At 65.6% G+C, this 21,809-nt stretch carries 17 protein-coding genes; 4 read left to right on the forward strand and 13 right to left on the reverse strand.

The window, feature by feature from the left end; genetic code table 11:
* The 5 genes from B551_RS09195 to B551_RS09215 all read right to left on the reverse strand — a co-directional run.
* Nucleotides 1-445, reverse strand: a 445-nt coding sequence (locus B551_RS09195) for an FAD-binding protein (RefSeq protein WP_023263947.1), incomplete at its 3' end; no start/stop codon positions are given.
* 121 nt (nucleotides 446-566) lie between these two features.
* Nucleotides 567-1,511 (reverse strand): ion transporter, encoded by a 945-nt coding sequence (locus tag B551_RS09200; protein ID WP_006575628.1) that lies wholly within the window; start codon nucleotides 1,509-1,511, stop codon nucleotides 567-569.
* A 17-nt stretch (nucleotides 1,512-1,528) separates the two neighbouring features.
* Nucleotides 1,529-3,052 (reverse strand): FAD-linked oxidase C-terminal domain-containing protein, encoded by a 1,524-nt coding sequence (locus B551_RS09205; protein WP_006575627.1) that lies wholly within the window; start codon nucleotides 3,050-3,052, stop codon nucleotides 1,529-1,531.
* Nucleotides 3,053-3,208: 156 nt separating this feature from the next.
* Nucleotides 3,209-4,099 carry a LysR substrate-binding domain-containing protein gene (locus tag B551_RS09210; RefSeq protein ID WP_006575626.1) on the reverse strand — a complete coding sequence of 297 codons (891 nt, stop codon included), beginning with the start codon at nucleotides 4,097-4,099 and terminating at the stop codon, nucleotides 3,209-3,211.
* A 39-nt stretch (nucleotides 4,100-4,138) separates the two neighbouring features.
* On the reverse strand, nucleotides 4,139-5,557 hold the full coding sequence (locus tag B551_RS09215) for an FAD-binding oxidoreductase (protein ID WP_043438375.1): 1,419 nt from the start codon (nucleotides 5,555-5,557) through the stop codon (nucleotides 4,139-4,141).
* A gap of 201 nt (nucleotides 5,558-5,758) precedes the next feature.
* Here B551_RS09215 and B551_RS09220 point away from each other — a divergent pair, with 201 nt between their 5' ends.
* The 3 genes from B551_RS09220 to dnaJ all read left to right on the forward strand — a co-directional run bounded on the left by B551_RS09220 (nucleotide 5,759) and on the right by dnaJ (nucleotide 9,770).
* Nucleotides 5,759-6,310, forward strand: a complete 552-nt coding sequence (locus B551_RS09220; RefSeq protein WP_006575625.1) for a cob(I)yrinic acid a,c-diamide adenosyltransferase — start codon at nucleotides 5,759-5,761, stop codon at nucleotides 6,308-6,310.
* Nucleotides 6,311-6,495: 185 nt separating this feature from the next.
* Nucleotides 6,496-8,451 carry a molecular chaperone DnaK gene (gene dnaK / locus B551_RS09225; RefSeq protein ID WP_006575624.1) on the forward strand — a complete coding sequence of 652 codons (1,956 nt, stop codon included), beginning with the start codon at nucleotides 6,496-6,498 and terminating at the stop codon, nucleotides 8,449-8,451.
* Nucleotides 8,452-8,636: 185 nt separating this feature from the next.
* Nucleotides 8,637-9,770: a molecular chaperone DnaJ gene (gene dnaJ, locus B551_RS09230; protein WP_006575623.1), complete on the forward strand. Its 1,134-nt coding sequence runs from the start codon at nucleotides 8,637-8,639 to the stop codon at nucleotides 9,768-9,770.
* 111 nt (nucleotides 9,771-9,881) lie between these two features.
* On the opposite strand, the gene B551_RS26060 is transcribed toward dnaJ, so the two are convergent.
* Nucleotides 9,882-10,922, reverse strand: a complete 1,041-nt coding sequence (locus B551_RS26060) for a hypothetical protein (protein ID WP_157071947.1) — start codon at nucleotides 10,920-10,922, stop codon at nucleotides 9,882-9,884.
* A complete protein-coding gene (locus B551_RS09240) occupies nucleotides 10,903-14,898 on the reverse strand; it encodes a hypothetical protein (RefSeq protein WP_157071948.1) in 3,996 nt (1,331 codons plus the stop codon). The genes B551_RS26060 and B551_RS09240 overlap by 20 nt, the downstream gene beginning before the upstream one ends.
* 357 nt (nucleotides 14,899-15,255) lie before the next feature.
* On the opposite strand from B551_RS09240, the gene pabB reads away from it, so the two are divergent.
* The gene (gene pabB / locus B551_RS09245) at nucleotides 15,256-17,157 is read left to right on the forward strand and encodes an aminodeoxychorismate synthase component I (protein WP_083492562.1); all 1,902 of its coding nucleotides are present in this window, start codon (nucleotides 15,256-15,258) and stop codon (nucleotides 17,155-17,157) included.
* Nucleotides 17,158-17,164: 7 nt separating this feature from the next.
* On the opposite strand, the gene B551_RS09250 is transcribed toward pabB, so the two are convergent.
* Genes B551_RS09250 through pcnB form a run of 6 tightly spaced genes read right to left on the reverse strand, consistent with a single transcriptional unit; the run spans nucleotide 17,165 to nucleotide 21,809 of the window.
* Complete coding sequence (locus tag B551_RS09250) at nucleotides 17,165-17,887, reverse strand: energy-coupling factor ABC transporter ATP-binding protein (protein ID WP_023263953.1); 723 nt, start codon at nucleotides 17,885-17,887, stop codon at nucleotides 17,165-17,167.
* On the reverse strand, nucleotides 17,884-18,582 hold the full coding sequence (locus B551_RS09255) for an ABC transporter permease (protein WP_023263954.1): 699 nt from the start codon (nucleotides 18,580-18,582) through the stop codon (nucleotides 17,884-17,886). Before B551_RS09255 ends, B551_RS09250 begins: the two co-directional genes overlap by 4 nt.
* A 9-nt stretch (nucleotides 18,583-18,591) precedes the next feature.
* Nucleotides 18,592-19,413, reverse strand: coding sequence for a 3-methyl-2-oxobutanoate hydroxymethyltransferase (gene panB, locus B551_RS09260; protein ID WP_006578923.1), 822 nt, complete (start codon nucleotides 19,411-19,413; stop codon nucleotides 18,592-18,594).
* Nucleotides 19,414-19,462: 49 nt separating this feature from the next.
* Complete coding sequence (locus B551_RS09265; protein ID WP_006578922.1) at nucleotides 19,463-19,825, reverse strand: DMT family protein; 363 nt, start codon at nucleotides 19,823-19,825, stop codon at nucleotides 19,463-19,465.
* Complete coding sequence (gene folK, locus B551_RS09270) at nucleotides 19,789-20,307, reverse strand: 2-amino-4-hydroxy-6-hydroxymethyldihydropteridine diphosphokinase (RefSeq protein ID WP_006578921.1); 519 nt, start codon at nucleotides 20,305-20,307, stop codon at nucleotides 19,789-19,791. The genes B551_RS09265 and folK overlap by 37 nt, the downstream gene beginning before the upstream one ends.
* Complete coding sequence (pcnB, locus tag B551_RS09275; protein ID WP_006578920.1) at nucleotides 20,304-21,809, reverse strand: polynucleotide adenylyltransferase PcnB; 1,506 nt, start codon at nucleotides 21,807-21,809, stop codon at nucleotides 20,304-20,306. The genes folK and pcnB overlap by 4 nt, the downstream gene beginning before the upstream one ends.

The following is a 21,809-nucleotide window of genomic DNA, read 5'->3' on the forward strand; positions in this document are numbered from 1 at the left end:
AGCCGGCGACGTTCTTCATCACCTGGCCGCCGAACTGCAGCGTATCGCCGCGGCCGTCCATCATCTGCACGCCGAGCACGAAGTCGCGCAGCGCGCCAACGGACTGCCGGCGCGGGCCGGACAGGCCGGCCGCGACCGCGCCGCCCAGCGTCGCCCGGCTGACGCCATCGGTGCCGGCGAAGTGGGGCGGCTCGAAGGCCAGCATCTGGCGCCGTTCGGCCAGCGTCGCCTCGATCTCGGCCAGCGGCGTGCCGCAGCGCGCGGTGATCACCAACTCCGCGGGGTCGTAGTCGACGATGCCGGCATGGCCGCGCGTGTCCAGCACCTCGCCCTGGGGCGGCTGGCCGTAGAAGTCCTTGCTGCCGCCGCCGGTGAAGCGCAGCGGCGTACGGCTGGCGGCGGCGTGCCGGATGGCATCGCGAAAGGCGTCGAGCTTGTCTTGCATGGCGTTGGCAGGGATGGCTGGGGTTCTGGTTTTCTGGGGTTCGGGGCGTCCTGCGCGCGGCACGCGGCCGCGCCGGCGGGCGCTCTGGTTCTGTTGTTCGGTCGTTCGTCGTCGCGCCGCGTCAGGCGTTGTCGCCGACCTCGACCTGATACGGCGGCAGCTTCTTGCCGCAGTGCTTGCAATAGGAGGCGTCGGGGTCGTGCCCCTCGGTCAGGCAATGCACGCAGGTGCGCGTGGTCAGCGGGCGCCGGATGATGCTGGCGGCCAGTTCCGCGCCGACGATGCCGGTCGGGAAGGCGATGATGCCGTAGCCCAGCAGGATCGTCAGCGAGGTGATGAATTGCCCGAACGCGGTCTTGGGCACCATGTCGCCGTAGCCCGTGGTGGTCAGCGTCACGACCGCCCAGTACATGCTGCGCGGAATGCTGACGAAGCCGTTTTCCGGACCCTCGACCACATACATCACGGTGCCGAGGATCACGGTGATGATGAACACCGTGCCGAGGAAGACCGCGATCTTGCGCCGGCTGTTGGCCAGCGCGCGGTAGAGGATCTGCGCCTCCTCGAAGTAGACGGTCAGCTTCAGGATCCGGAACACGCGCAGCAGCCGCAGCAGGCGCACGTCGATCAGGAAGGCCAGCTCCGGCATGAAGAAGGCCAGCCAGGTCGGCATGATCGAGATGAAGTCGATGATGCCGAAGAAGCTGAACACGTAGCGCAGCGGCCGCCGGACCACCAGGATCCGCATCACGTACTCGGCGGTAAACAGCAGCGTGAACATCCACTCGAGCACGGTGAAGCCCACGCCGAGCCGCGCGTGGATCGCCGGCACGCTGTCGAACATCACCACCAGCACGCTGGCGACGATGGCCAGCAGCAACGCCACATCGAACTGCCGGCCCTCGCGCGTATCGGCCTCGAAGATGATCGTGTACCAGCGCTGGCGCCAGCCGGTCTCAGGCTTGCCCAGATACTGGCGCACGAACGCTTCCTGCCGGCGGCGCGGATCGTCGCGCGGGGCCTGGCGGGGGCCGTCGTTGCGAGGGGCTTGGCGGTAATTGGCCATCGGCGTGCGGGCCTCGCTCAGAAGCGCGGCAGGTCCGGATGCGGCAGCAGGCCGCGGCGCACATGCATCTTGCCGTATTCGGCGCAGCGCGCCAGCGTCGGAATGGCCTTGTCCGGATTGAGCAGCCGCGCCGGGTCGAAGGCCGCCTTGACGCGCAGGAAGGCCTCGCGCTCTTCGGGCGCGAACTGCACGCACATCGAATTGAGCTTCTCGACGCCGACGCCGTGTTCGCCGGTGACGGTGCCGCCGAGTTCGACGCAGGTCTCCAGGATGTCGGCGCCGAACAGCTCGGCGCGCTGCCACTCGTCATGGTCCGCGCCATCGAACAGGATCAGCGGGTGCATGTTGCCGTCGCCGGCATGGAACACGTTGATGCAGCGCAGGCCGTACTTGTGCTCCATCTGCTCGATGCGCTTGAGCAGCGTGCCGATGTGCTTGCGCGGGATGGTGCCGTCCATGCAGTAGTAGTCCGGCGAGATCCGGCCCGCGGCGGGGAAGGCGTTCTTGCGGCCGCTCCAGAAGCGCAGCCGCTCGGGCTCGCTTTGCGACACCGCGATGCGGGTCGCGCCGGAGGCGCGCAGCACCTCGCTCATCCGCTCGATTTCCTCGGCCACTTCCTCCGGCGTGCCATCGGATTCGCACAGCAGGATCGCGGCGGCGTCCAGGTCGTAGCCGGCATGGACGAATTCCTCGACCGCGGCGGTCGCCGGCTTGTCCATCATCTCGAGCCCGGCCGGGATGATGCCGGCGGCGATTACGTCGGCGACCGCATTGCCGCCTTTCTCGACGTCATCGAAGCTGGCCATGATGACCTGCGCCAGCTGCGGCCGCGGCACCAGCTTGACGGTGACTTCCGTCGTGACCGCCAGCATGCCCTCCGAGCCGATCAGTACCGCCAGCAGATCGAGACCCGGCGCGTCGGGCGCGGCGCTGCCGAACTCGACCACCTCGCCTTGCATCGTGATCGCGCGCACGCGCAGCACGTTGTGAACGGTCAGGCCGTATTTCAGGCAATGCACGCCGCCGGAATTTTCGGCGACATTGCCGCCGATGGTGCAGGCGATCTGCGACGAGGGGTCGGGCGCGTAGTACAGGCCGTACGGCGCGGCGGCTTCGGAAATGGCCAGATTGCGCACGCCCGGCTGGACCACGGCGGTGCGCGACAGCGGATCGATCGACACGATGCGCTTGAACTTGGCGAGCGACAGCACCACGCCGCTGGCGATCGGCATCGCGCCGCCGGACAGGCTGGTGCCGGCGCCGCGCGGCACCACGGGCACGCGCAGCCGGTGGCACAGCCGCAGGATCGCGATCACCTGTTCCTCGCTGTCGGGCAGCACCACCGCGAGCGGGACCTGGCGATAGGCCGCCAGGCCGTCGCATTCATAGGGGACCGTGTCCTCGGGGCGCGTCAGCAGCGCCGGCTCGGGAAGGATGCGCGCGAGTTCGCGCAGCAGCTCTGCGGTCTGCTCGGGCGACAGCGCGGCGGCCAGCGCGGCGGAGGAGGCCGCGGGGATGGCGGCGTCTTGCGGGGCGTTCATGGCGACTCCTGTATGGCCTCGCGGCGCTGGCGGCGCGGGCGAGGCGGGGACGGCAGACTATAGCGCAGGCCATGCCCGCGCAGCCGCCGCCACACGTGAATTCGGCGCGCCGCGCCGATCAAATCCGTTCATGCCGGGGCGGCATCGCGCCGTGTCTTACCACTCGAGGCTGAGCAGCCAGTCGACGAAGTAGCGGGCCTCGGGCTTGAGCGGCGCCTGTTCGCGCTCGACGATGTAGTAGCCATGCGGCGACTCCGATTCGATATCGAGCAGCCGCACCATCTGGCCCAGCGACAGCCAGTGCCGCGCCATGCGCTGGCGCACCAGGGCCACGCCCTGGTTCGAGGCGACCGCCTCGAGCATGAAGCCGATGTCGTTGAACTGGGGGCCGCTCTGCGGCTCGGGCCAGTCGAGCCCGGCGGTCTCGAACCAGGGCTTCCACGGCTCCAGCGGACTGCGCAGCAGCACCAGATTGGCCAGGTGCTCGGGGCGCGTGATCGAGCGTCCGTCGATCCGTTCATAGTACTCGCGGCCGCAGGCCGGAAACACCGGCTCGACCAGCAGCCGCGTGGTCTTCAGGTCCGGATAGCGTCCCGTGCCATAGCGGATCTCGACGTCGGTGTCCTCGGCCTTCACATCGAGGAAGGGGATGGCCAGCTGCAGTTCCAGGTCGATATGCGGATAGAGCGCGCCGAACTCGGGCAGCCGCGGCACCAGATGCTGGCGGCCGAAGGTCGGCGGCGTGGCGACCCGCAGCCGCGTGCGCATCTTGTTGTACTCGGGCCGGGCCAGCTCGTTCAGCGACTTGAGCGCGTCCTGCACATTGCGCAGGTAGCGGGTGCCGGCCGCGGTCAGCCGCAGCGCGGTGTTGGCGCGCACGAACAGGTCCTCGCCCCACAGCTCCTCGAGATTCTTGATCCGGTGCGACACCGCGCTGGGCGTCACCGACAGCTCCTCGGCCGCGCGGGCGAAGCTGCCCAGCCGCGACGCCGCCTCGAAGGCGATCAGCAGATGGAGCGGCGGGATGCGGTTGAACAGCGCGGCCATGAGCGGGATATCGGTTATGTCGGGTGTTGCTCGCGGGGCTCAGCGGCTCGGGCGGAAGATCTTGCCCGGATTGAGGATGCCGTTCGGGTCCAGCGCCCGCTTGATCGCGCGCATCAGGTCCAGCGCGTCCTCGCCATGCTCGCTGACCAGGAAGTCCATCTTGTGCAGGCCGACACCGTGCTCGCCGGTACAGGTACCGCCCATCGCCAGCGCGCGCGAAACGATCGCCGCGTTCAGGGCCTCGGCCTGTTCCAGCTCCTCGGGCTTGTCGGGATCGGTCAGGATCGCCACGTGGAAATTGCCGTCGCCGACGTGGCCGACGATCGGGCAGGGCAGGCCGGACGCGATCAGGTCGCGCTCGGTCTCGACCACGCAGTCGGCCAGCCGCGAGATCGGCACGCAGACGTCGGTGGTCACCGCGCGGCAGCCCGGCTTGAGCTGCAGCATCGCGAAGTAGGCGGTATGGCGGGCGTTCCACAGCCGGCTGCGGTCTTCCGGCCGCGTCGCCCATTCGAAACCCTGGCCGCCATGCTCGGCGGTGATCTGCTGCACGGTCTCGGCCTGCTCGCGCACGCCGGCCTCGGTACCGTGGAATTCGAAGAACAGGTGCGGGCTTTCCGGCAGCGTCAGGCGATCGTGGCGGTTGATCGCGCGGATCGCCAGCGCGTCGACGAACTCGACCCGCGCCACCGGCACGCCGAGCTGGATCGTGTCGATCACGGCCCGCACCGCGCTGCCCATGTCGGGGAAGGCGCAGACCGCGGCCGAGATCGCCTCGGGCTGCGGATACAGCCGCACGGTGATCTCGGTGATGATGCCGAGCGTGCCTTCGCTGCCGACGAACAGCCGGGTCAGGTCGTAGCCGGCCGAGGACTTGCGGGCATGGGTGCCGGTCTTGATCACGCGGCCGTCGGCGGTGACCACGGTCAGCGCCAGCACGTTCTCGCGCATCGTGCCGTAGCGCACGGCGTTGGTGCCCGACGCCCGCGTCGCGCACATGCCGCCAAGCGAAGCGTCGGCGCCCGGATCGATCGGGAAGAACAGGCCGGTGTCCTTGATTTCCTGGTTCAGCTGCTTGCGGGTGACGCCCGGCTGAACGGTAACGGTCAGGTCTTCCGGCTGCACCGCCAGCACCTGGTTCATCTGCGACAGGTCCAGGCTGATGCCGCCGGCCACGGCCAGCAAATGGCCCTCCAGCGACGAGCCCGCGCCGTAGGGAATCAGCGGCACGCCATGGGCGTTGCACAGCCTGGCGACCTCGGCGACTTCCTCGGTGCTGTGGGCGAACACGACGGCATCGGGCGGGGCCGGCGGAAACGGCGATTCGTCGCGCCCGTGGTGATCGCGCACGCCGGCCGACGTGGTGAAGCGCTCGCCGAAGCGCGCCTGCAGGGCGTCGGCCACTTCCGGCGGCAGCGGACGGCGGGTCAGGGCGGCGTGGGGCGTGGGATGGTTCATGCTGGTCTCCGGCGAGGCTGGGCGGGCGGCTTTGCCTTGGCTGGCCGCGGTGGCCATGAATGGTCGTCATTCTGGGCGACCGCCGAGCCGCTGCCCTTTGTCTGGATGCGGCCGCGCGAGGGCGGCCGGGTGTTGCGGACCCCGTTATTCTACGCCGCGTGCATGCCGCGCCATAATGCGGCTTCGACAGGGAGAACTTCCATGGGCAATCGATTGAGCCGGATCGCGACCCGCACAGGCGACGCGGGCACCACCGGACTGGGCGACGGCAGCCGCACCGGCAAGGACAGCCTGCGCATCGCCGCGATCGGCGAGGTGGACGAACTGAACGCGCAGCTCGGGGTGCTGCTGACCGAGGCGCTGCCCGACGACATCCGCGCCGCGCTGTTGCATATCCAGCACGACCTGTTCGATCTGGGCGGCGAGCTGTCGATCCCCGGCTACACGCTGGTCAAGCCGGAGCAGGTCGTCCAGCTCGACGACTGGCTCGCGCACTACAACGCCGATCTGCCGCGGCTGGCCGAATTCATCCTGCCGGGCGGCACCCGCGCCGCGGCGCTCGCCCATGTCTGCCGCACCGTCTGCCGGCGCGCAGAACGGGCGCTGGTCGCGCTGGGCGCCGTCGAAGCGGTCAACGAGGCGCCTCGCCAGTACCTGAACCGGCTGTCGGACCTGCTGTTCGTGCTGGCGCGCGTCGCCAACCGGGCCGGCGGGCAGACCGACGTGCAGTGGCAACGCGGCCGCAAAAATTGATTTGACATAAGTGACGGTTCGGGCGGATTCTCGCCCCGGCGGCGCCCGAGCCGGGGCGCCCTAAAAACCAACAAAATTACTCGGATTTGCCGGCTCCGCCCTTGAAAAGGTGCCGGCCGGCCACACTTCGGCCTCAGGTTGAGTTGAGGCCGCGCGGATAGCGATGGCTCAAGAGGAGAGAATAAATGGGTAAGATCATCGGTATCGACCTCGGTACCACCAACAGCTGCGTCTCGATCATGGAGGGCAACACCCCCAAGGTGATCGAGAACTCGGAAGGGGCGCGTACCACCCCCTCGGTCATCGCCTACATGGAAGACGGCGAGATCCTGGTCGGCGCCCCCGCCAAGCGCCAGGCAGTGACCAATCCCCGCAACACCCTGTACGCCGTCAAACGGCTGATCGGCCGCAAGTTCGAAGAGAAGGAAGTCCAGAAGGACATCGGGCTGATGCCGTACTCGATCGTCAAGGCCGACAACGGCGACGCCTGGGTGTCGGTGCGCGACCAGAAGCTGGCCCCGCCGCAAGTCTCGGCCGAAGTGCTGCGCAAGATGAAGAAGACCGCCGAGGACTACCTCGGCGAGCCGGTGACCGAAGCGGTCATCACCGTGCCGGCGTACTTCAACGACGCCCAGCGCCAGGCCACCAAGGACGCGGGCCGCATTGCCGGCCTGGAAGTCAAGCGCATCATCAACGAGCCGACCGCGGCCGCGCTGGCCTTCGGCATGGACAAGAACGAGAAGGGCGACCGCAAGATCGCGGTGTATGACCTCGGCGGCGGTACCTTCGACATCTCGATCATCGAGATCGCGGACGTCGACGGCGAGAAGCAGTTCGAAGTGCTGTCGACCAACGGCGACACCTTCCTCGGTGGCGAGGACTTCGACCAGCGCCTGATCGACTACATCATCGGCGAGTTCAAGAAGGAGCAGGGCGTCGACCTGTCCAAGGACGTGCTCGCGCTGCAGCGCCTGAAGGAAGCCGCCGAAAAGGCCAAGATCGAACTGTCGAGCTCGCAGCAGACCGAAATCAATCTGCCGTACATCACGGCCGATGCCTCGGGCCCGAAGCACTTGAACCTGAAGATCACCCGCGCCAAGTTCGAAGCGCTGGTCGAGGAACTGATCACCCGCACCATCGAACCGTGCCGCATCGCGATCAAGGACGCGGGCGTCAAGGTCAGCGACATCGACGACGTGATCCTGGTCGGCGGCATGACCCGCATGCCGAAGGTGCAGGAGCAGGTGCGCGAGTTCTTCGGCCGCGACGCACGCAAGGACGTGAACCCGGATGAAGCCGTGGCGGTTGGCGCGGCGATCCAGGGCTCGGTGCTGTCCGGCGATCGCAAGGACGTGCTGCTGCTCGACGTGACCCCGCTGTCGCTGGGCATCGAGACGCTGGGCGGCGTGATGACCAAGATGATCAGCAAGAACACCACGATCCCGACCAAGCATGCGCAGGTGTTCTCGACGGCCGACGACAACCAGCCGGCGGTGACGATCAAGGTCTACCAGGGTGAGCGCGAGATGGCCAGCGGCAACAAGCTGCTGGGCGAGTTCAACCTGGAAGGCATCGCTCCGGCGCCGCGCGGCATGCCGCAGATCGAGGTGTCGTTCGACATCGACGCCAACGGCATCCTGCACGTCGGCGCCAAGGACAAGGCGACCGGCAAGGAAAACCGGATCACGATCAAGGCCAACTCGGGTCTGTCGGAAGAAGAGATCCAGCGCATGGTCAAGGACGCCGAGGCCAATGCCGAGGAAGACCGCAAGGCCCGCGAACTGGCCGACGCGCGCAACCAGGCCGACGCGCTGGTGCACTCGACCCGCAAGGCGCTGACCGAGTACGGCGACAAGCTGGAGTCGGGCGAGAAGGAAAAGATCGAGGCTGCCATCAAGGAACTGGAAGACGCCGCACGCGGCGGCGACAAGACCGAGATCGACGCCAAGGTCGCGGCGCTGTCCGAAGTCAGCCAGAAGCTGGGCGAGAAGGTCTACGCCGACATGCAGGCCAAGGCGGGCGAATCCGGCGCCGCCGGTGCGGGTGCCGGCGCTGGCGCGGCCGGCGGTGCGCACGACGCGCAGCCGCAGGACGACAACGTCGTGGATGCCGAGTTCAAGGAAGTCAACGACAAGAAGTAATGCGACGGACATGGGATGGCGCGGGCCTTGCGCCGGCGCCATGCCAGTCCCGACGCCGGGCGGCGGATATCGGACCAAGCGCGGACCTGCGGGCCGGCGCCGTCGGATTTCCCCGCTCGGCTTTTTGCTATTCGTCGACCGGCGCGCATGTGCGCGGGGGTCGGCCAATCAGGGTTTGAGCCACCATGGCAAAACGTGACTACTACGAAGTGCTCGGGGTGGGCAAGAACGCGAGCGACGACGACATCAAGAAGGCGTATCGCAAGCTCGCGATGAAGTACCACCCGGACCGCAATCCGGACAGCAAGGATGCGGAGGAGAAATTCAAGGAGGCCAAGGAGGCCTACGAGATGCTCTCCGACCCCGAAAAGAAGGCGGCCTACGACCAGTACGGCCACGCGGGCGTGGACCCGAACATGGCGGGCGGCTTCGGCGGTGCCCAGGGCTACGGCGGCTTCGCCGAGGCCTTCGGCGATATCTTCGGCGACATCTTTGGCCAGGCAGCCGGCGGCCGGCAACGCGGCGGTCCGCAGGTCTATCGCGGCGCCGACCTGCGCTACAGCATGGAGATCACGCTCGAGCAGGCCGCGCACGGCCACGAGGCGCAGATCCGCGTACCGCACTGGGACGACTGCGATCACTGCCACGGCAACGGCGCCGAGCCGGGCTCGCACGTCGAGACCTGCCCCACTTGTAAAGGCATCGGCCAGGTCCGCGTGTCGCAGGGCTTCTTCACGATGCAGCAGACTTGCCCGAAGTGCCACGGCACCGGCAAGTACATCCCCAAGCCGTGCGTCAAATGCCACGGCCAGGGCAAGATCAAGACGCAGAAGACCCTCGAGGTCAAGATCCCGGCCGGCATCGACGAAGGCATGCGGATCCGCTCGACCGGCAACGGCGAACCCGGCATCAACGGCGGCCCTCCGGGCGACCTCTATGTCGAGGTCCATATCAAGCCGCACCCGGTGTTCGAACGCGACGGTGACGATCTGCATTGCCAGATGCCGATCTCGTACGCTACCGCCGCGCTGGGCGGCGACCTCGAAGTGCCGACGCTGAACGGCAAGGCCAGCTTCCCGGTCCCCGAAGGCACCCAGACCGGCCGCACCTTCCGCCTGCGCGGCAAGGGCATCAAGGGCGTCCGCTCCGGCACGCCGGGCGACCTCTACGTGCACGTCAACGTCGAGACGCCGGTCAAGCTGACCGAAGCCCAGAAGGAACTGCTGCGCCAATTCGACCGCTCGGTCCACGAAGGCGGCTCGCGGCATAGTCCACAGGAGCAGTCTTGGTTGGATAAGGTGAAGAGTTTTTTCAGCTGAGTGGTGTTTTCCCCGCGATCGCGGGGAACAACAAAAAAGCCGCGCCCTTATGTTGGGCGCGGCTTTTTCTTTGGTGCTGGATTGTCGTGCTAAGGCCGGTCTGCTGTGCCGTTACACGACGTTGCATAGAAGCGTAGTGCAGCCGCGATTCGGCTTTGTCCGTTCAGTGCCTGTTTCCCACTTCTTCGGCTGCGGCGGTACCCAGTCGATCCGCTTCGGCTCCACGAAGCGGAAGGATTTGACGTCTTGTCGCCAGGTTGCATTGGGTTCGTAGTCAGGGTGCACGACATGGAAGGTGTCGGCGAACGCTTGCTTCATCGACTCCTCGTTGTCGAAGGGGCCGAGGACGTTCAGTGATACTCCTTTATTTTCCGCGGCCAGCAGGCGGAGCTTGTAGTGATTTGTCGAGGTGTAGAAGTCAGGCCCTTTTTCCATTCGAGCACAGATCAGCGGGATGTCCTGCTTCAACTCCTGTCGACGGTAGCTCGTATCTTTTATCAGCAAGCCGTAGGTATTGCAGTAGAAGTGATCGGCCAAGGGCGGAGCGGGAGGCAATACCGGGACGCCGGGAAAGTGGCGTTGCAGAAACCGGCCCTTGGGGCCGGGGCCGTATAGCAGCTCGAAATCTTCCATGTCGATTACGCCGTTTAAAAGGCCTGCTACCAGCACAATGTCGTGTCTCGAATCGTGCAGTGGTAATTTTTGAGCATCGGCGGCGGAAATTCCTAGACGCGTGAGGTGATGTGGCTTGATCCCGTCGGGATGGTCAGAGTCTCTGCGGACGTGTTGGACAAACAGATCCAGGGTGTCAAAAAACACCTTGCGCGTTATCTTGTTGGCCGCGTACGCGGAAGCTACCAGCAGGATGGCCGGGATGCCCAAAAAATGTATGTGGGCACCATGAACGGCGAGGTTATGGGCTTTTAGCACCGTCAGCATGTCGTCTTTTCGCTGTGGGTCGGATTTACGCGCATTCGCGATTCCCTCGACCGATTGGTCGCTTCGCGCGATAGCGAACTGCTCTAAACGCTTCGCTCGTGAAGGCGACGTATCGCTGCAAGTGCGCGAATTCGACCCTAAGGCTCGACGCGCATATTCCGCGGGGTTTAGCGCGTTGAAAGGTGAGGAGCGGCTAGTGGAGGTCTGGAGCATGGTGTAGTCCCTGAGATTGGAGTGGGGGGCCGACTTGCGCGGAGATCTCGGAATGGAACTGGTCACGCAACTCGGGCGCGATATGACGCACGGACCGATTTTTCTGCGGCTTTACAAGCAACTTGGGATTGGCTCCCTTTGAGCCCGATGCCTCTGTCTCCTCCAAAGACTTAGATGCGCGTGGAACGAAATGGGCGTTGAACCACAGCAGTTCCGTCGACACCGATACCGTTCTGGTCTCGTTCAGCATCACGCCGCCGTGGAGACCGAATTCCTCTTCGCGATAGTCATTCACGTATGCGCCGACTCCGCCAAGCTTGTAGTGCGCGTTTGTTGTCAGCAGGTCCAAGCATCGCTGTGCCAAACCGTAGCGACTCGGCAAATCACCAAGTGGTGAACTCGCCCCGGTCAGTCCTTCCGCCAGCGCTATCAACGTGTTGAGCTCGGCGAGCTTGTCATCTGACAGATATCGCCGAATCATGAAGGTCTGCCGGCAATCCCGAGCGTGCAAGAGCAAGTATTGCTTGCACCTCTCGAGGTCCAGTTTGATTTCTTCAGGCGCCAGCGAGTCGTTGTAGTCGCTCCACTCTTTGCGCAGGCTGTCCGCGTTCAAATGTGCGATCAAATCGTTGACATCGCGGAAAACGATGTCCCACGCGAGCGAAGGCTGGGTGACGCCATCTCTTGTTTCTCGACGAATGAAATGTTGGGTGCCCCGCTCTCCAAACGTTGCAGTGACACCGAGCACCTCGCCTGTTGATAGCCCGCTCTGGAGATGGTCGGTCAATTTTGTTGGCAGTACGGTAGCGAGGGCGCGCAGGGCCGCGTTGTATCGAGAGCCGGACCCCATCCCGTGAACCGCCAATCGCGTGGACCCGGTGCGGTCGACGCGCGCTTGTTGCGACCGGATATCCGTCCCCCTGCCAAAGCGTGCGTTGACGGAGGCCTGAAGAAACCCTTCTTTTACCTTGACGCCAGCGCCGACCGAAATACCGGCGTTGACGCTTTCGTTCGATGTCTTATTATCAAAAACATTCAGAGCGAGTGCTCCGGTCAGAAGCGGTTGAAAGCACTGGTAGCACAGTTCGCGAAGCGCGCGATCAGGTTTTGACTGATATGGTCGTGCAGCCAGATCCTTTTCAACCTTGCTCGCCAATTTATTGCCGAATACTACGTTGACGACGTTCTGACTCGTCTTTACCCACTCTCTTGAGCCGGGGATCGCTGGGGCACGGATGGCGATGCCGGTCTCGGTGCCGTCTCCATCGACATAACTGGCGTCTACACCGACGTCCAGGGCGGTCGCCGTCGATACGGTGATACCCGCCCCGACCTGGCCGCTCTTCGAGTTCGTCTCGCTCACCATTATCGTTTGACCGCCGACAGAACTACTCAGGATGCCGAAACTTCTCGTATGGGTGGAGGTACTGGCATGCGAGACAGAGACGCCGATGGTCGGTGCCGGACCTGCGAGTATTGCGGCTGCGCCTGCGCCAATGCTGACGCTGACGCCCACGCCTCCGGTCCTTGAAATGCTGCCTTTGGCACCGTTACCGAGATTGGTGTCCATTCGGTGACTTGCGATCTGTCGGAGATCTTCCCGGGTGCGCGGCGCCTCGGGCAGGACCACCGCGGCATCCACCTTGTCACGGCCTGCTCGAAGCATGGCGACGATTTGCCGATTCTGCTGGAAGCGGCGACCTATCTCGGGCACTTCTTTAGCTACTTCGGGCAGCGACGAGGTCGTGTGGGAGGCGGAGACCGTTGTAGTGAGTATGCCGGTGTCCTCAGCCCATTCGTCGATCAGTTCAAGATCGATTTGTTTAATGCCGTTCAATTCGGCTTCGATTTCTTGCCGATGTGGGCGGGCGGCTGGTAGATCCATTAGCTCGCTGATCACTGCCTTCTTGAATGGATCTGTGACGGCGTACGCGTGTAGACGCATGCCGAATTCGGTGCAGATCAGCCATTGCGTGAGAAGACTGTATCGGACAAGGTAGGGGACTTGGTGGGTGGCAATATCATCCTGCGCCGCCACACCGAATGGGTGTTTTTGCTGGAGAGCGAAGCCTCCATTCGGATACTGCGCTTGCAAGGCCATCAGATGCTCACGAAGCTCTACCAGACATGTCTTGGTGTCGCCCTGGATGTGGACCTGGTGATTTGACTTTCGAAGATCGTCCTCCGAGCAGGACTGAATCGCACTATCGACCTCGATCTTCCGTATCAAGTTGTCGAGTCGCCCCAAAACATCATCCAGCTCCAGATCCAATTGCCGGGCGGCTTCTGTCGACAAACCAAGCTTCCGTGTCTCGTCCCGGAACGCCAAGACATCCCGCAACAGTGCTTCATGCGGGAGCAACTCGGCCCCGGCGGCAATTTTGAACTGCAACGCCAGCAACCGTGTCATACGGCCCATGGCCGTCTGGTGATCCTGGCTCTGCTGCGACACGGTTCTCCGGGTGACTGCCTGCGTCATGGGATCCCCGAGCGCCAATGCAACAGGGGAATCGTCAGGCATCAGTTCAGTGACGACACCCGTCAGCAGATCGACGTGCCTGCGCGGCAGCCAATCCAGCACCAGCTTGTTGAGATGGTGTTGAAACCGTGCGAGCAGGCCATTGTCCAGGTCGTCGCGGAATCCATTGCGCCACAAAGCGAGGGCCATGACTTCGTCCTTGGACAACGGTGCCGTCAAGGACGGCGCTAAGCTTTCGCTTGCCACCGCTTGGCGCTGCGCCTTGAGCCATGCGGGATCGGCCACAGCGCGAATCTGCATCAGCTTGACGGCGCCAAGCAACGCGCGATATGCCAGTCGATTTGCAGGTGGGAGGTTCGCATCGGCGAGCATGGCCGCGGCATACTCGGCTGCGCCAATCGGATGTCCCATCAAGGCTCGCAGGTCCTCTGTTTCGCCGGCGGCTTTGCTACCGCGCCGCGGCGCGGGCGAACGGGCGTTTTCGCTACAGGCAATCAGGTGATCGCATGATTGAAGATATATCCGCAACGCCGCCTGCCATTGCTCCATGACAGGTGCAGGCAATTCCGCAGGCTTTCCTATCAATTCACAAAGCATCTGGAAGCCGAACTCGCATCGGGATAGCAGGCGTGCCGCTTGCCAACAATGAACCGCTGTCTCACTTTCGTCGCCTAGTTGATGCAACGATGTGCCGAGCGAGTTCAGCAGCTCCGCTGCCTCCTGCGGAGTGCGTTTCAGTGGCTTCAGTTCGCTAGAGATCTCGGACGAGATGGCGTTTCCGAGCAGCAGCAGGTTTGCGCTGGTGCCGATCGCAACCCGGGACTTCCGGGGAGCCACGATGGCATGCATCTGTGCATATAGTCGGGCGAATGCCTGCTCTGCGTCTTGGCCGGAGAGATTGAAGACGTCCATGAGCTCCGTTTCGCAGGCCTTGTCGTCCAACGTTGGCGTCATTCCAGGCTGCGATGGCGTTGCCAAGCCAAAAAAAATCCGAGCGAGCAAATGATCCCGCCCCGCGTAGTCACTGCGGCTCAAAGGCTTGCGAGCCGACGAGATCTTGATTTCCTGGGCCGGCCGCGTGCCATGATTTCCCAAATGGTCTTCGACGTAGTTCGACTGGCCGACTGTGATCCTTTTCCCCGGAGTTTGATATGTGAGTGTTGGCGTCAGAATGGTTGGCGGGCCCTTTGCCTTCTCCTGCCCGTCCGGCATTTTCGTCCAGCTTTCCACGGCCTTGCCGATCCGATAGGACCGGGTGCCTACACCGCGGAGTTGAAAAAAATCCGCGACCTGGTGAGTGAAAAACTCCTTGATGGTCTGGAAGAATCGTGTCGCGAGTGGAAGATCCTCGATATCGAGACGGCTGACCTGGACGCCAAACTGCTTAGTCTTGATTACCAGGTAGTCGTGACCCTCGACGCGGACATTCAGATAACCGACATCGTTTTCTTCGACATTGAGTAGCGCCTGCTTCTGCGACCTCGGGATGGTCGCCAAGTCTTCGAGGCGCGCACACTCGATGGTGGATGTCCTGTCTCCCATCTCTCCCCCGTAGCGGTTTCAGTCCCGTGCGCCATGCACGGGGTGACGGCCCCGTTTTTTGCGCCATCACTGCGGACGGCATGGCGGCAACGATCCGCGCATTGCGCGGAGGTCGCTATAAAAAACGGCGGAGACTTGTTTTTGCCGGACGACGAGGAGAACTGCCGCCTGGGAGCGAGCGGACGGCGATGTCGAGCGATGCCATTCTCGAGGAATTGGCGCGAAGCTCTGGCCGCGGGCGATAATGTCGGCTCTCCCTTAGGCCCGCCCCCGCCGCCATGCCCGTGGCGCTCTCTTGTCCCTTGCTGCCCGATGTCCCCGTTGTCTCCTTGCCCAGGCTCTTCCGCGTCGTCCGCCTTACCTCGGATCGACGAAGGCGCCCCATTCGTACTGCTCGACGACGCCAGCGAGGCGGCGGCGATGTGCCGGCTCTACGCCGACCACATGCGGACGGACGTCGTGCCGGCGGGTGAATTGGAAGAACTCGAGACAAGACTCGGAGAGGGGTGGAAAGCCGGCTGGCATGCCTGCCTGTTCGCCCCGTATGAATTCGGTGCGCCGCTGGTCCGAGTGCCGACGCTCGCACAGCCCAATGTCGACAATCCGTTCGCCGACGGCGCGATGCGCGTCCTGTGGTTTGCCTCGAAAACGGTGTGCGAGGCGGCGGCCGGGCAACGCTGGCTGGAAGCGCAATCCGGCCCTGACAGGCCCGCCGGTGCGATGCAGATCCGCTCGGACACTGATGGCGAAGAATTTCACGCGGCCATCGCGCGTATCCATGAATGGATCGAGGCCGGCGACACTTACCAGGTCAATTTCACGCAGCGTCTGCGCTTCGAAGCGTTTGGCGATCCGATCGCCTTCTATCGGGATCTGCGCCGCGCGCAGCCTGTGCCATATGGCGCGCTGGCCCGGCTGCCTGGCGATCGGTGGGTGTTGTCGCTATCGCCTGAGCTGTTCTTCCGCCACGATGGCGGCGGCCAGCTGGTGACCCGGCCGATGAAGGGCACCGCGTTGCGCAGCGGCGAGCCGGAGCGCGATGCGCAAGCCGCCGCTGCGCTGGCGGCCGACGCCAAGAACCGGGCCGAAAACGTGATGATCGTGGATCTGCTGCGCAACGACCTAGGCCGGGTCGCGCAGCCGGGTACGGTGCGGGTGCCAGAGCGCTTTGCCGTGCAGCCATTCGGGCAGGTGCTGCAGATGACCTCGACTGTCACGGCCAGCGCGCGCGCCGGGACCACGCTTGCCGGTCTGCTCGCTGCGCTGTTTCCGTGCGGCTCGATCACCGGTGCACCGAAGCGCCGGACCATGGAGATCATCGCCGAACTGGAGCGTGCGCCGCGCGGACTCTATACCGGGTCGATCGGCTGGCTCGATGCGCCGGAGCCGGGCGAGACGCTGGGACGGGCGGCCTTGTCCGTGGCGATCCGCACGCTGGTGCTCGGTCCACGCCGCGACGACGGCTTGCGCGCCGGCGAAATGGGCGTGGGCAGCGGCATCGTGCACGACAGCGTCGCCGCCGACGAATACGCGGAGTGCGGCTGGAAGGCGCGCTTTCTGACGGGACACGATCCCGGCTTCGCGCTGATCGAGACGATGCGTGTCGAGCAGGGCCGTTGCCTGCGGCTCGATGCGCATCTGGCCCGGCTAGGCGCCTCGGCGGCGTGTTTCGGTTTTTGCTTCGACGAGGAAGAGGCGCGCGATGCGATGACGAAAGCGGCGGCGGCCCTGGCACAAGGCCCCGCACGTCTGCGAGTCACGCTGGACAAGGCCGGAACGTTGCAAATGACAAGCGGCGCGCTGGTCGCGCTGCAGCCAGGGCCGGTCGGCCTGATCGTCGCCGGCACCGCCTTGCCGGTCGCCGACCCCTTGCGCCGGCATAAGACCAGCGCCCGCGAAACGTTCGATGCCGGCTGGCGCGAGGCCGAGCGCATCGGCGCCTTCGACAGCCTGTTCTTCAACACGCGCGACGAACTGCTGGAAGGAGGACGCAGCTCGGTATTCGTTCGCGTCGACGGCCGCTGGCTGACGCCGCCACTGGCGGCGGACATCCTGCCGGGCGTAATGCGGGACGCGGTGTTGCGCGATGGCGAGGCCTATCTGGGCGGCCCGGTCAAGGAGAGCCCGATCACCCGCGAGATGTTGCTGGATGCCGACGACCTCGCGATCGCCAATTCGTTGCGCGGCGTACTGCTCGCCACGCTGATGCCCTGACGATGTCCTAGCGGTGGTGGGTGTCCAGCCGCCCGTCGGTCAGTTTCCAGCGCACCACGCCGGGCAGATTGATCAGGTCGCGGTCGTGGCAGATCATCACCACGGTGCGGCCCTCGGCAGCGAGTTCGCGCACCAGCGCGATCACCTGTTCCCGCGCGTGGCCATCCAGATTGGAGGTGGGTTCGTCGAGCAGCAGCAGGTCGGGCTCCAGCACCTTGGCGCGGGCCAGTGCGACCCGCTGGATCTCGCCGCCGGACAGACGCTCCGGCGCGGTGTCCTGGACATGCGTGATGCCGGCCCAGCCGAGCGCGGCGCCGACACGCCGGGCGACTTCGTCGGCCGGCAGTCCGCGGGCATGCAGTCCGTAGGCGATGTTCTCGCGCACCGAGGTGCGGAACAGGTACGGATGCTGATGCATGTAGGCGATGCGCTGGCGCAGCGCCGGCGGCAGCGGGTCCAGCGCGGCGCTGCACGGCTTGCCGTCCGCGCCGGTCCAGTCGACGGTGGCGCCCGGCGCCCGTTCGAGGCCGGCGATCATCCGCAGCAGCGTGGTCTTGCCCGCACCGTTGACGCCGGTCAGCACCACCGCGGTTGCGCGCGGAAAGGCCAGCGCGTCGATATCGAACAGCGCCCGCGCTCCGATGCGGCGGCGCAGCCCGCGCACCACCAGCAGCGGCGGCGCCAGCGCGTCGGCGGCGGGGCGGTTCAGCTCCGGTTCCGGTGCGTTCATCGGCGAAATCCTCCGGCGCCCTGCAGCCACGCCAGCAGCACGTTGACCAGCAGGGCCAGCGCCACCAGCACGATGCCCAGCGCGATGCCTTGGGCGAACTCCCCCTTGCTGGTTTCCAGCGCGATCGCGGTGGTGATGGTGCGGGTCGAGCCTTCGATATTGCCACCGATCATCAGCGCCGAGCCGACCTCGGCGATCACGCGGCCGAAGCCGGCGACCACGGCCGCCATCAGGCCGAAGCGCAGCTCGCGCAGCACCGTGAAGAAGGTACGCCAGGCGCCAGCGCCCAGCACCCAGGCGGTTTCGCGCAGCCGCGCGTCGGCGCCCTGCAGCGTCGACAGCGCGAACGCCAGCACCACCGGAAAGCCGATCACGGCCTGGCCGATCACCATGCCGGTCGGCGTGAACAGCAGCCCGAGGCTGCCGAGCGGCCCCTGGCGCGTCAGCAGCAGATAGAGGATCAAGCCAACCAGCACGGTCGGAAACGACAGGAAGGCCTGCGCCAGCACCACCACCAGCCGCCGGCCGGGAAAGTCATGGGTGGCGATCAGGTAGGCGGCACCGACCGCGGGCACGGTGGCGATCGCCAGCCCGGCGAGGGCAATCTTCAGCGATGTCCAGACGATCTCCCACAGCGCGGGATCGCCGCCGGCCAGCAGGGCAAAGGCGGTCGCGGTGGCCGCGCCGATCTCCATCGGGCGGCGTCAGGCCGTGAAGGTGTGTTCGGGCGCGGGGAAGCTGCCGTCCTTGACCGCGGCGATATAGGCGCGGATGGCGCCCTCGATCGAGGTCTGGCCTTCCATGAAGTTGCGCACGAACTTGGCCTTGCGGCCCGGATAGATGTTCAGCATGTCCTGCAGCACCAGCACCTGGCCCGAGCAGTCCACGCCGGCGCCGATGCCGATGGTCGGGATCTCCAGCTGGCTGGTCACGGTGGCGGCCAGCGCGGCCGGCACCGCTTCCATCACGATCAGCTGGGCGCCCGCGCTCTGCAAGGCCTCGGCGTCGCGGCGCAGCTGGGCCGCGCTGGCGTCGGTCTTGCCCTGTACCTTGAAGCCGCCGAACGCATGGACGGACTGCGGGGTCAGCCCGATATGCGCGCATACCGGAATGCTGCGCTCGACCAGAAACTTGACGGTCGGCGCCAGCCACTCGCCGCCTTCGAGCTTGACCATCTGCGCGCCGGCGCGCATCAGCGTCGCGGCGCTGGCGAAGGCCTGCTCGGGCGTGCCGTAGGTGCCGAACGGCAGGTCGCTGACCACCAGCGCGGTCTGGTTGCCGCGCGCCACGCATTCGGTGTGGTACGCCATCTGTTCGAGCGTGACGGGCAGCGTGGTCTGCTGGCCCTGCATCACGTTGCCCAGCGAATCGCCGATCAGGATCACCTCGACGCCGCAGTGGTCGAGCAGCGCGGCGAAGCTCGAGTCGTAGGCGGTCAGCATCACGATCTTTTCGCCGGCGGCGCGCATCGCCTGCAGCTTGGGGATGGTGATGGACTTGCGGGAGGGTTCCAGGAGATAGCTCATCGATGTGCCTCGGAGGTCCGCTTGCCGGCGCCCGCGACGGGCGGCGCGTTCAGCTGCGGAAGATGAAATAGACGGCACCGACCATGCACAGCGCCGCCCACACGTAGTCCCACTTGAAGCTCTGCTGCATGTACAGCAGCGAGAACGGCACGAACACCGTCAGCGTGATCGCTTCCTGCAGGATCTTCAGTTGCGCCAGCGAGATGCCGTGCTGGAAGCCGATCCGGTTGGCCGGCACCTGCAGCATGTACTCGAACAGCGCGATACCCCAGCTGACGATGGCCGCGATATACCAGGGGCGGCTGCTCAAATCCTTCAGGTGGCCGTACCACGCGAAGGTCATGAACACATTGGACAGCGTCAGCAGGCCCGTGGTCAGGAGGAACGGAGAGATTCCGCTTGGCGCGTACATTGGCAGAAGGAGACCTTGTCGATGCGCTGGCCCGCGACCGCGGGCAGATGGTCGGCGGCGCGGCCCAGGCCCGGAATCACCAGGTCGGGTTCGAGTTCGAGCAGCGGCACCAGCGTGAACGCGCGCGCCGCGACGCGCGGATGCGGCACGGTCAGCTGCGCGCCATCATGCATTTCGTCGCCGAACACCAGCAGGTCCAGGTCCAGCGTGCGCGGTGCATTGCGGAAGGGCCGCTCGCGGCCGAACTGGTCCTCGATATGGTGGCAGATGACCAGCAGCTGGGCGGCGGTGAAGCTGGTCTCCAGCTTGACCACCGCGTTGTAGTAATCGTCGCCGCCGGCATCGACCGGCGCGCTGCGGTACAGCGAGGATCGCGCCACGATGCGGATGCCGACCTGCTGCGCCAGGCAGACGATGGCGTCCTTGACGGCTTGTTTTGCGTCGCCCAGGTTGGCGCCGATGCCGATGAAGGCCAGTGTCATTCGGTTTCCTCCGGCTGGCCGCGCCTGCCGCCTTGCTGCTCGGCTGCCGCGTCCATCTCATCCCGGGGGGAAACTTTATCCGATTTCCGTGCCGGCCGCCGACGGCGCTTCTTGCGCGCGGGACCTTCGCTGCCGGCGGTGCCGGAGGCGCGTGCCGCTTCGATCAGATTCTCGCGGCCTTCCGAATCGGCGTTCTGGAAGTCCTGCCACCAAGTGGCCAGTTCGGCCGGCATTTCGCCGGCCTCGCAGCGCAGCTGCAGGAAGTCGAAGCCGGCGCGAAAGCGCGGCGACTCCAGCAGCCGGAACGGCATGCGGCCGACGCGCTTCTCGAAACGCGGCTGCATGCCCCAGATGTCGCGCATGTCGGTGACGAAGCGGCGCTGGATCGCCAGCTGGCCGGTCTGGCGCTCGAGCACATCATCCATCGCCGCATTGAGCGCCGCGATCGGGTGCTCGCCGCCCTCGCGCAGCGACTTCCAGCGCTGCAGCACGTGGTGCCACAGCAGCGCGGCGAACAGGAAGCCGGGGGAGACCGGCTTGCCGGCCTGCACGCGGCGGTCGGTATTGTCCAGCGCGAGCTGCACGAAGCGCTGGCCCAGCGGCTGTTCGATCGCGACGTCGAGCAGCGGCAGCAGGCCCTTGTGCAGGCCGGCCTTGCGCAGCTCCTGCAGCGAGGCCCAGGCATGGCCGGACATCAGCAGCTTGAGCATCTCGTCGAACAGGCGCGCACTCGGCACGTTGTGGATCAGCGAGGCCAGGTCGGCGATCGGCTGGCGCGTGGCCTCGTCGATGTCGAAGCCGGTCTTGGCGGCGAACCGAACCACGCGCAGCATCCGCACCGGGTCCTCGCGGTAGCGGGTGACCGGGTCGCCGATCATCCGCAGCGTGCGCGCCCGCATGTCCTCCATGCCGTGGTGGTAGTCGTGCACGGTCTGCTCGGCCGGGTCGTAGTACATCGCATTGATGGTGAAGTCGCGCCGTTCGGCGTCCTCCGCCTGCGAGCCCCAGACGTTGTCGCGCAGCACCCGGCCGGATGCGTCGATCGCATGGGTCTTGTTGTCCAGTTCGGCGCGCTTGAGCCGGCGGCCCTCGGGCAGCGTTTCGCTGGCCACCGCGTCGACCAGCGCGCGGAAGGTCGACACCTCGATGATTTCCTGCTCGCGTCCGCCGTAGAAGGTCACGTGCACGATCTGGAAGCGCCGGCCGATGATGCGCGAGCGGCGGAACAGCGCCTGCACCTGCTCGGGCGTGGCGTTGGTCGCCACGTCGAAGTCCTTGGGCTTGATGCCGAGCAGCAGGTCGCGCACGGCGCCGCCGACGATGAAGGCCTGGTAGCCGGCCTGCTGCAGCGTGCTGGTGACCTTGACCGCGTTGCGCGACAGCAGCGTGGGATCGATCTGGTGCTCGTCGGCGGTGATGATGCGCGGCATGTGGGCGCGGCCGAGGCGTCGCTGCTTGGGCCCGGGCTTGCCCAGCAGCCGGTTGATAAGCTTCTTGATCAC

It is taken from the genome of Cupriavidus sp. HPC(L) (assembly GCF_000307735.3).
In the GTDB taxonomy this organism is placed as follows: domain Bacteria; phylum Pseudomonadota; class Gammaproteobacteria; order Burkholderiales; family Burkholderiaceae; genus Cupriavidus.

Excerpts from the sequence above, each read along its gene's own strand:
- B551_RS09200 (WP_006575628.1), bottom strand. The coding sequence starts at position 1,511 with ATGGCCAATTACCGCCAAGCCCCTCGCAACGACGGCCCCCGCCAGGCC.
- pabB (WP_083492562.1), top strand. The coding sequence starts at position 15,256 with ATGTCCCCGTTGTCTCCTTGCCCAGGCTCTTCCGCGTCGTCCGCCTTA.
- B551_RS26060 (WP_157071947.1), bottom strand. The coding sequence starts at position 10,922 with ATGCTCCAGACCTCCACTAGCCGCTCCTCACCTTTCAACGCGCTAAAC.
- B551_RS09265 (WP_006578922.1), bottom strand. The coding sequence starts at position 19,825 with ATGTACGCGCCAAGCGGAATCTCTCCGTTCCTCCTGACCACGGGCCTG.
- B551_RS09205 (WP_006575627.1), bottom strand. The coding sequence starts at position 3,052 with ATGAACGCCCCGCAAGACGCCGCCATCCCCGCGGCCTCCTCCGCCGCG.
- panB (WP_006578923.1), bottom strand. The coding sequence starts at position 19,413 with ATGAGCTATCTCCTGGAACCCTCCCGCAAGTCCATCACCATCCCCAAG.
- B551_RS09220 (WP_006575625.1), top strand. The coding sequence starts at position 5,759 with ATGGGCAATCGATTGAGCCGGATCGCGACCCGCACAGGCGACGCGGGC.
- B551_RS09250 (WP_023263953.1), bottom strand. The coding sequence starts at position 17,887 with ATGAACGCACCGGAACCGGAGCTGAACCGCCCCGCCGCCGACGCGCTG.
- dnaK (WP_006575624.1), top strand. The coding sequence starts at position 6,496 with ATGGGTAAGATCATCGGTATCGACCTCGGTACCACCAACAGCTGCGTC.
- B551_RS09215 (WP_043438375.1), bottom strand. The coding sequence starts at position 5,557 with ATGAACCATCCCACGCCCCACGCCGCCCTGACCCGCCGTCCGCTGCCG.
- B551_RS09210 (WP_006575626.1), bottom strand. The coding sequence starts at position 4,099 with ATGGCCGCGCTGTTCAACCGCATCCCGCCGCTCCATCTGCTGATCGCC.
- B551_RS09255 (WP_023263954.1), bottom strand. The coding sequence starts at position 18,582 with ATGGAGATCGGCGCGGCCACCGCGACCGCCTTTGCCCTGCTGGCCGGC.
- folK (WP_006578921.1), bottom strand. The coding sequence starts at position 20,307 with ATGACACTGGCCTTCATCGGCATCGGCGCCAACCTGGGCGACGCAAAA.
- dnaJ (WP_006575623.1), top strand. The coding sequence starts at position 8,637 with ATGGCAAAACGTGACTACTACGAAGTGCTCGGGGTGGGCAAGAACGCG.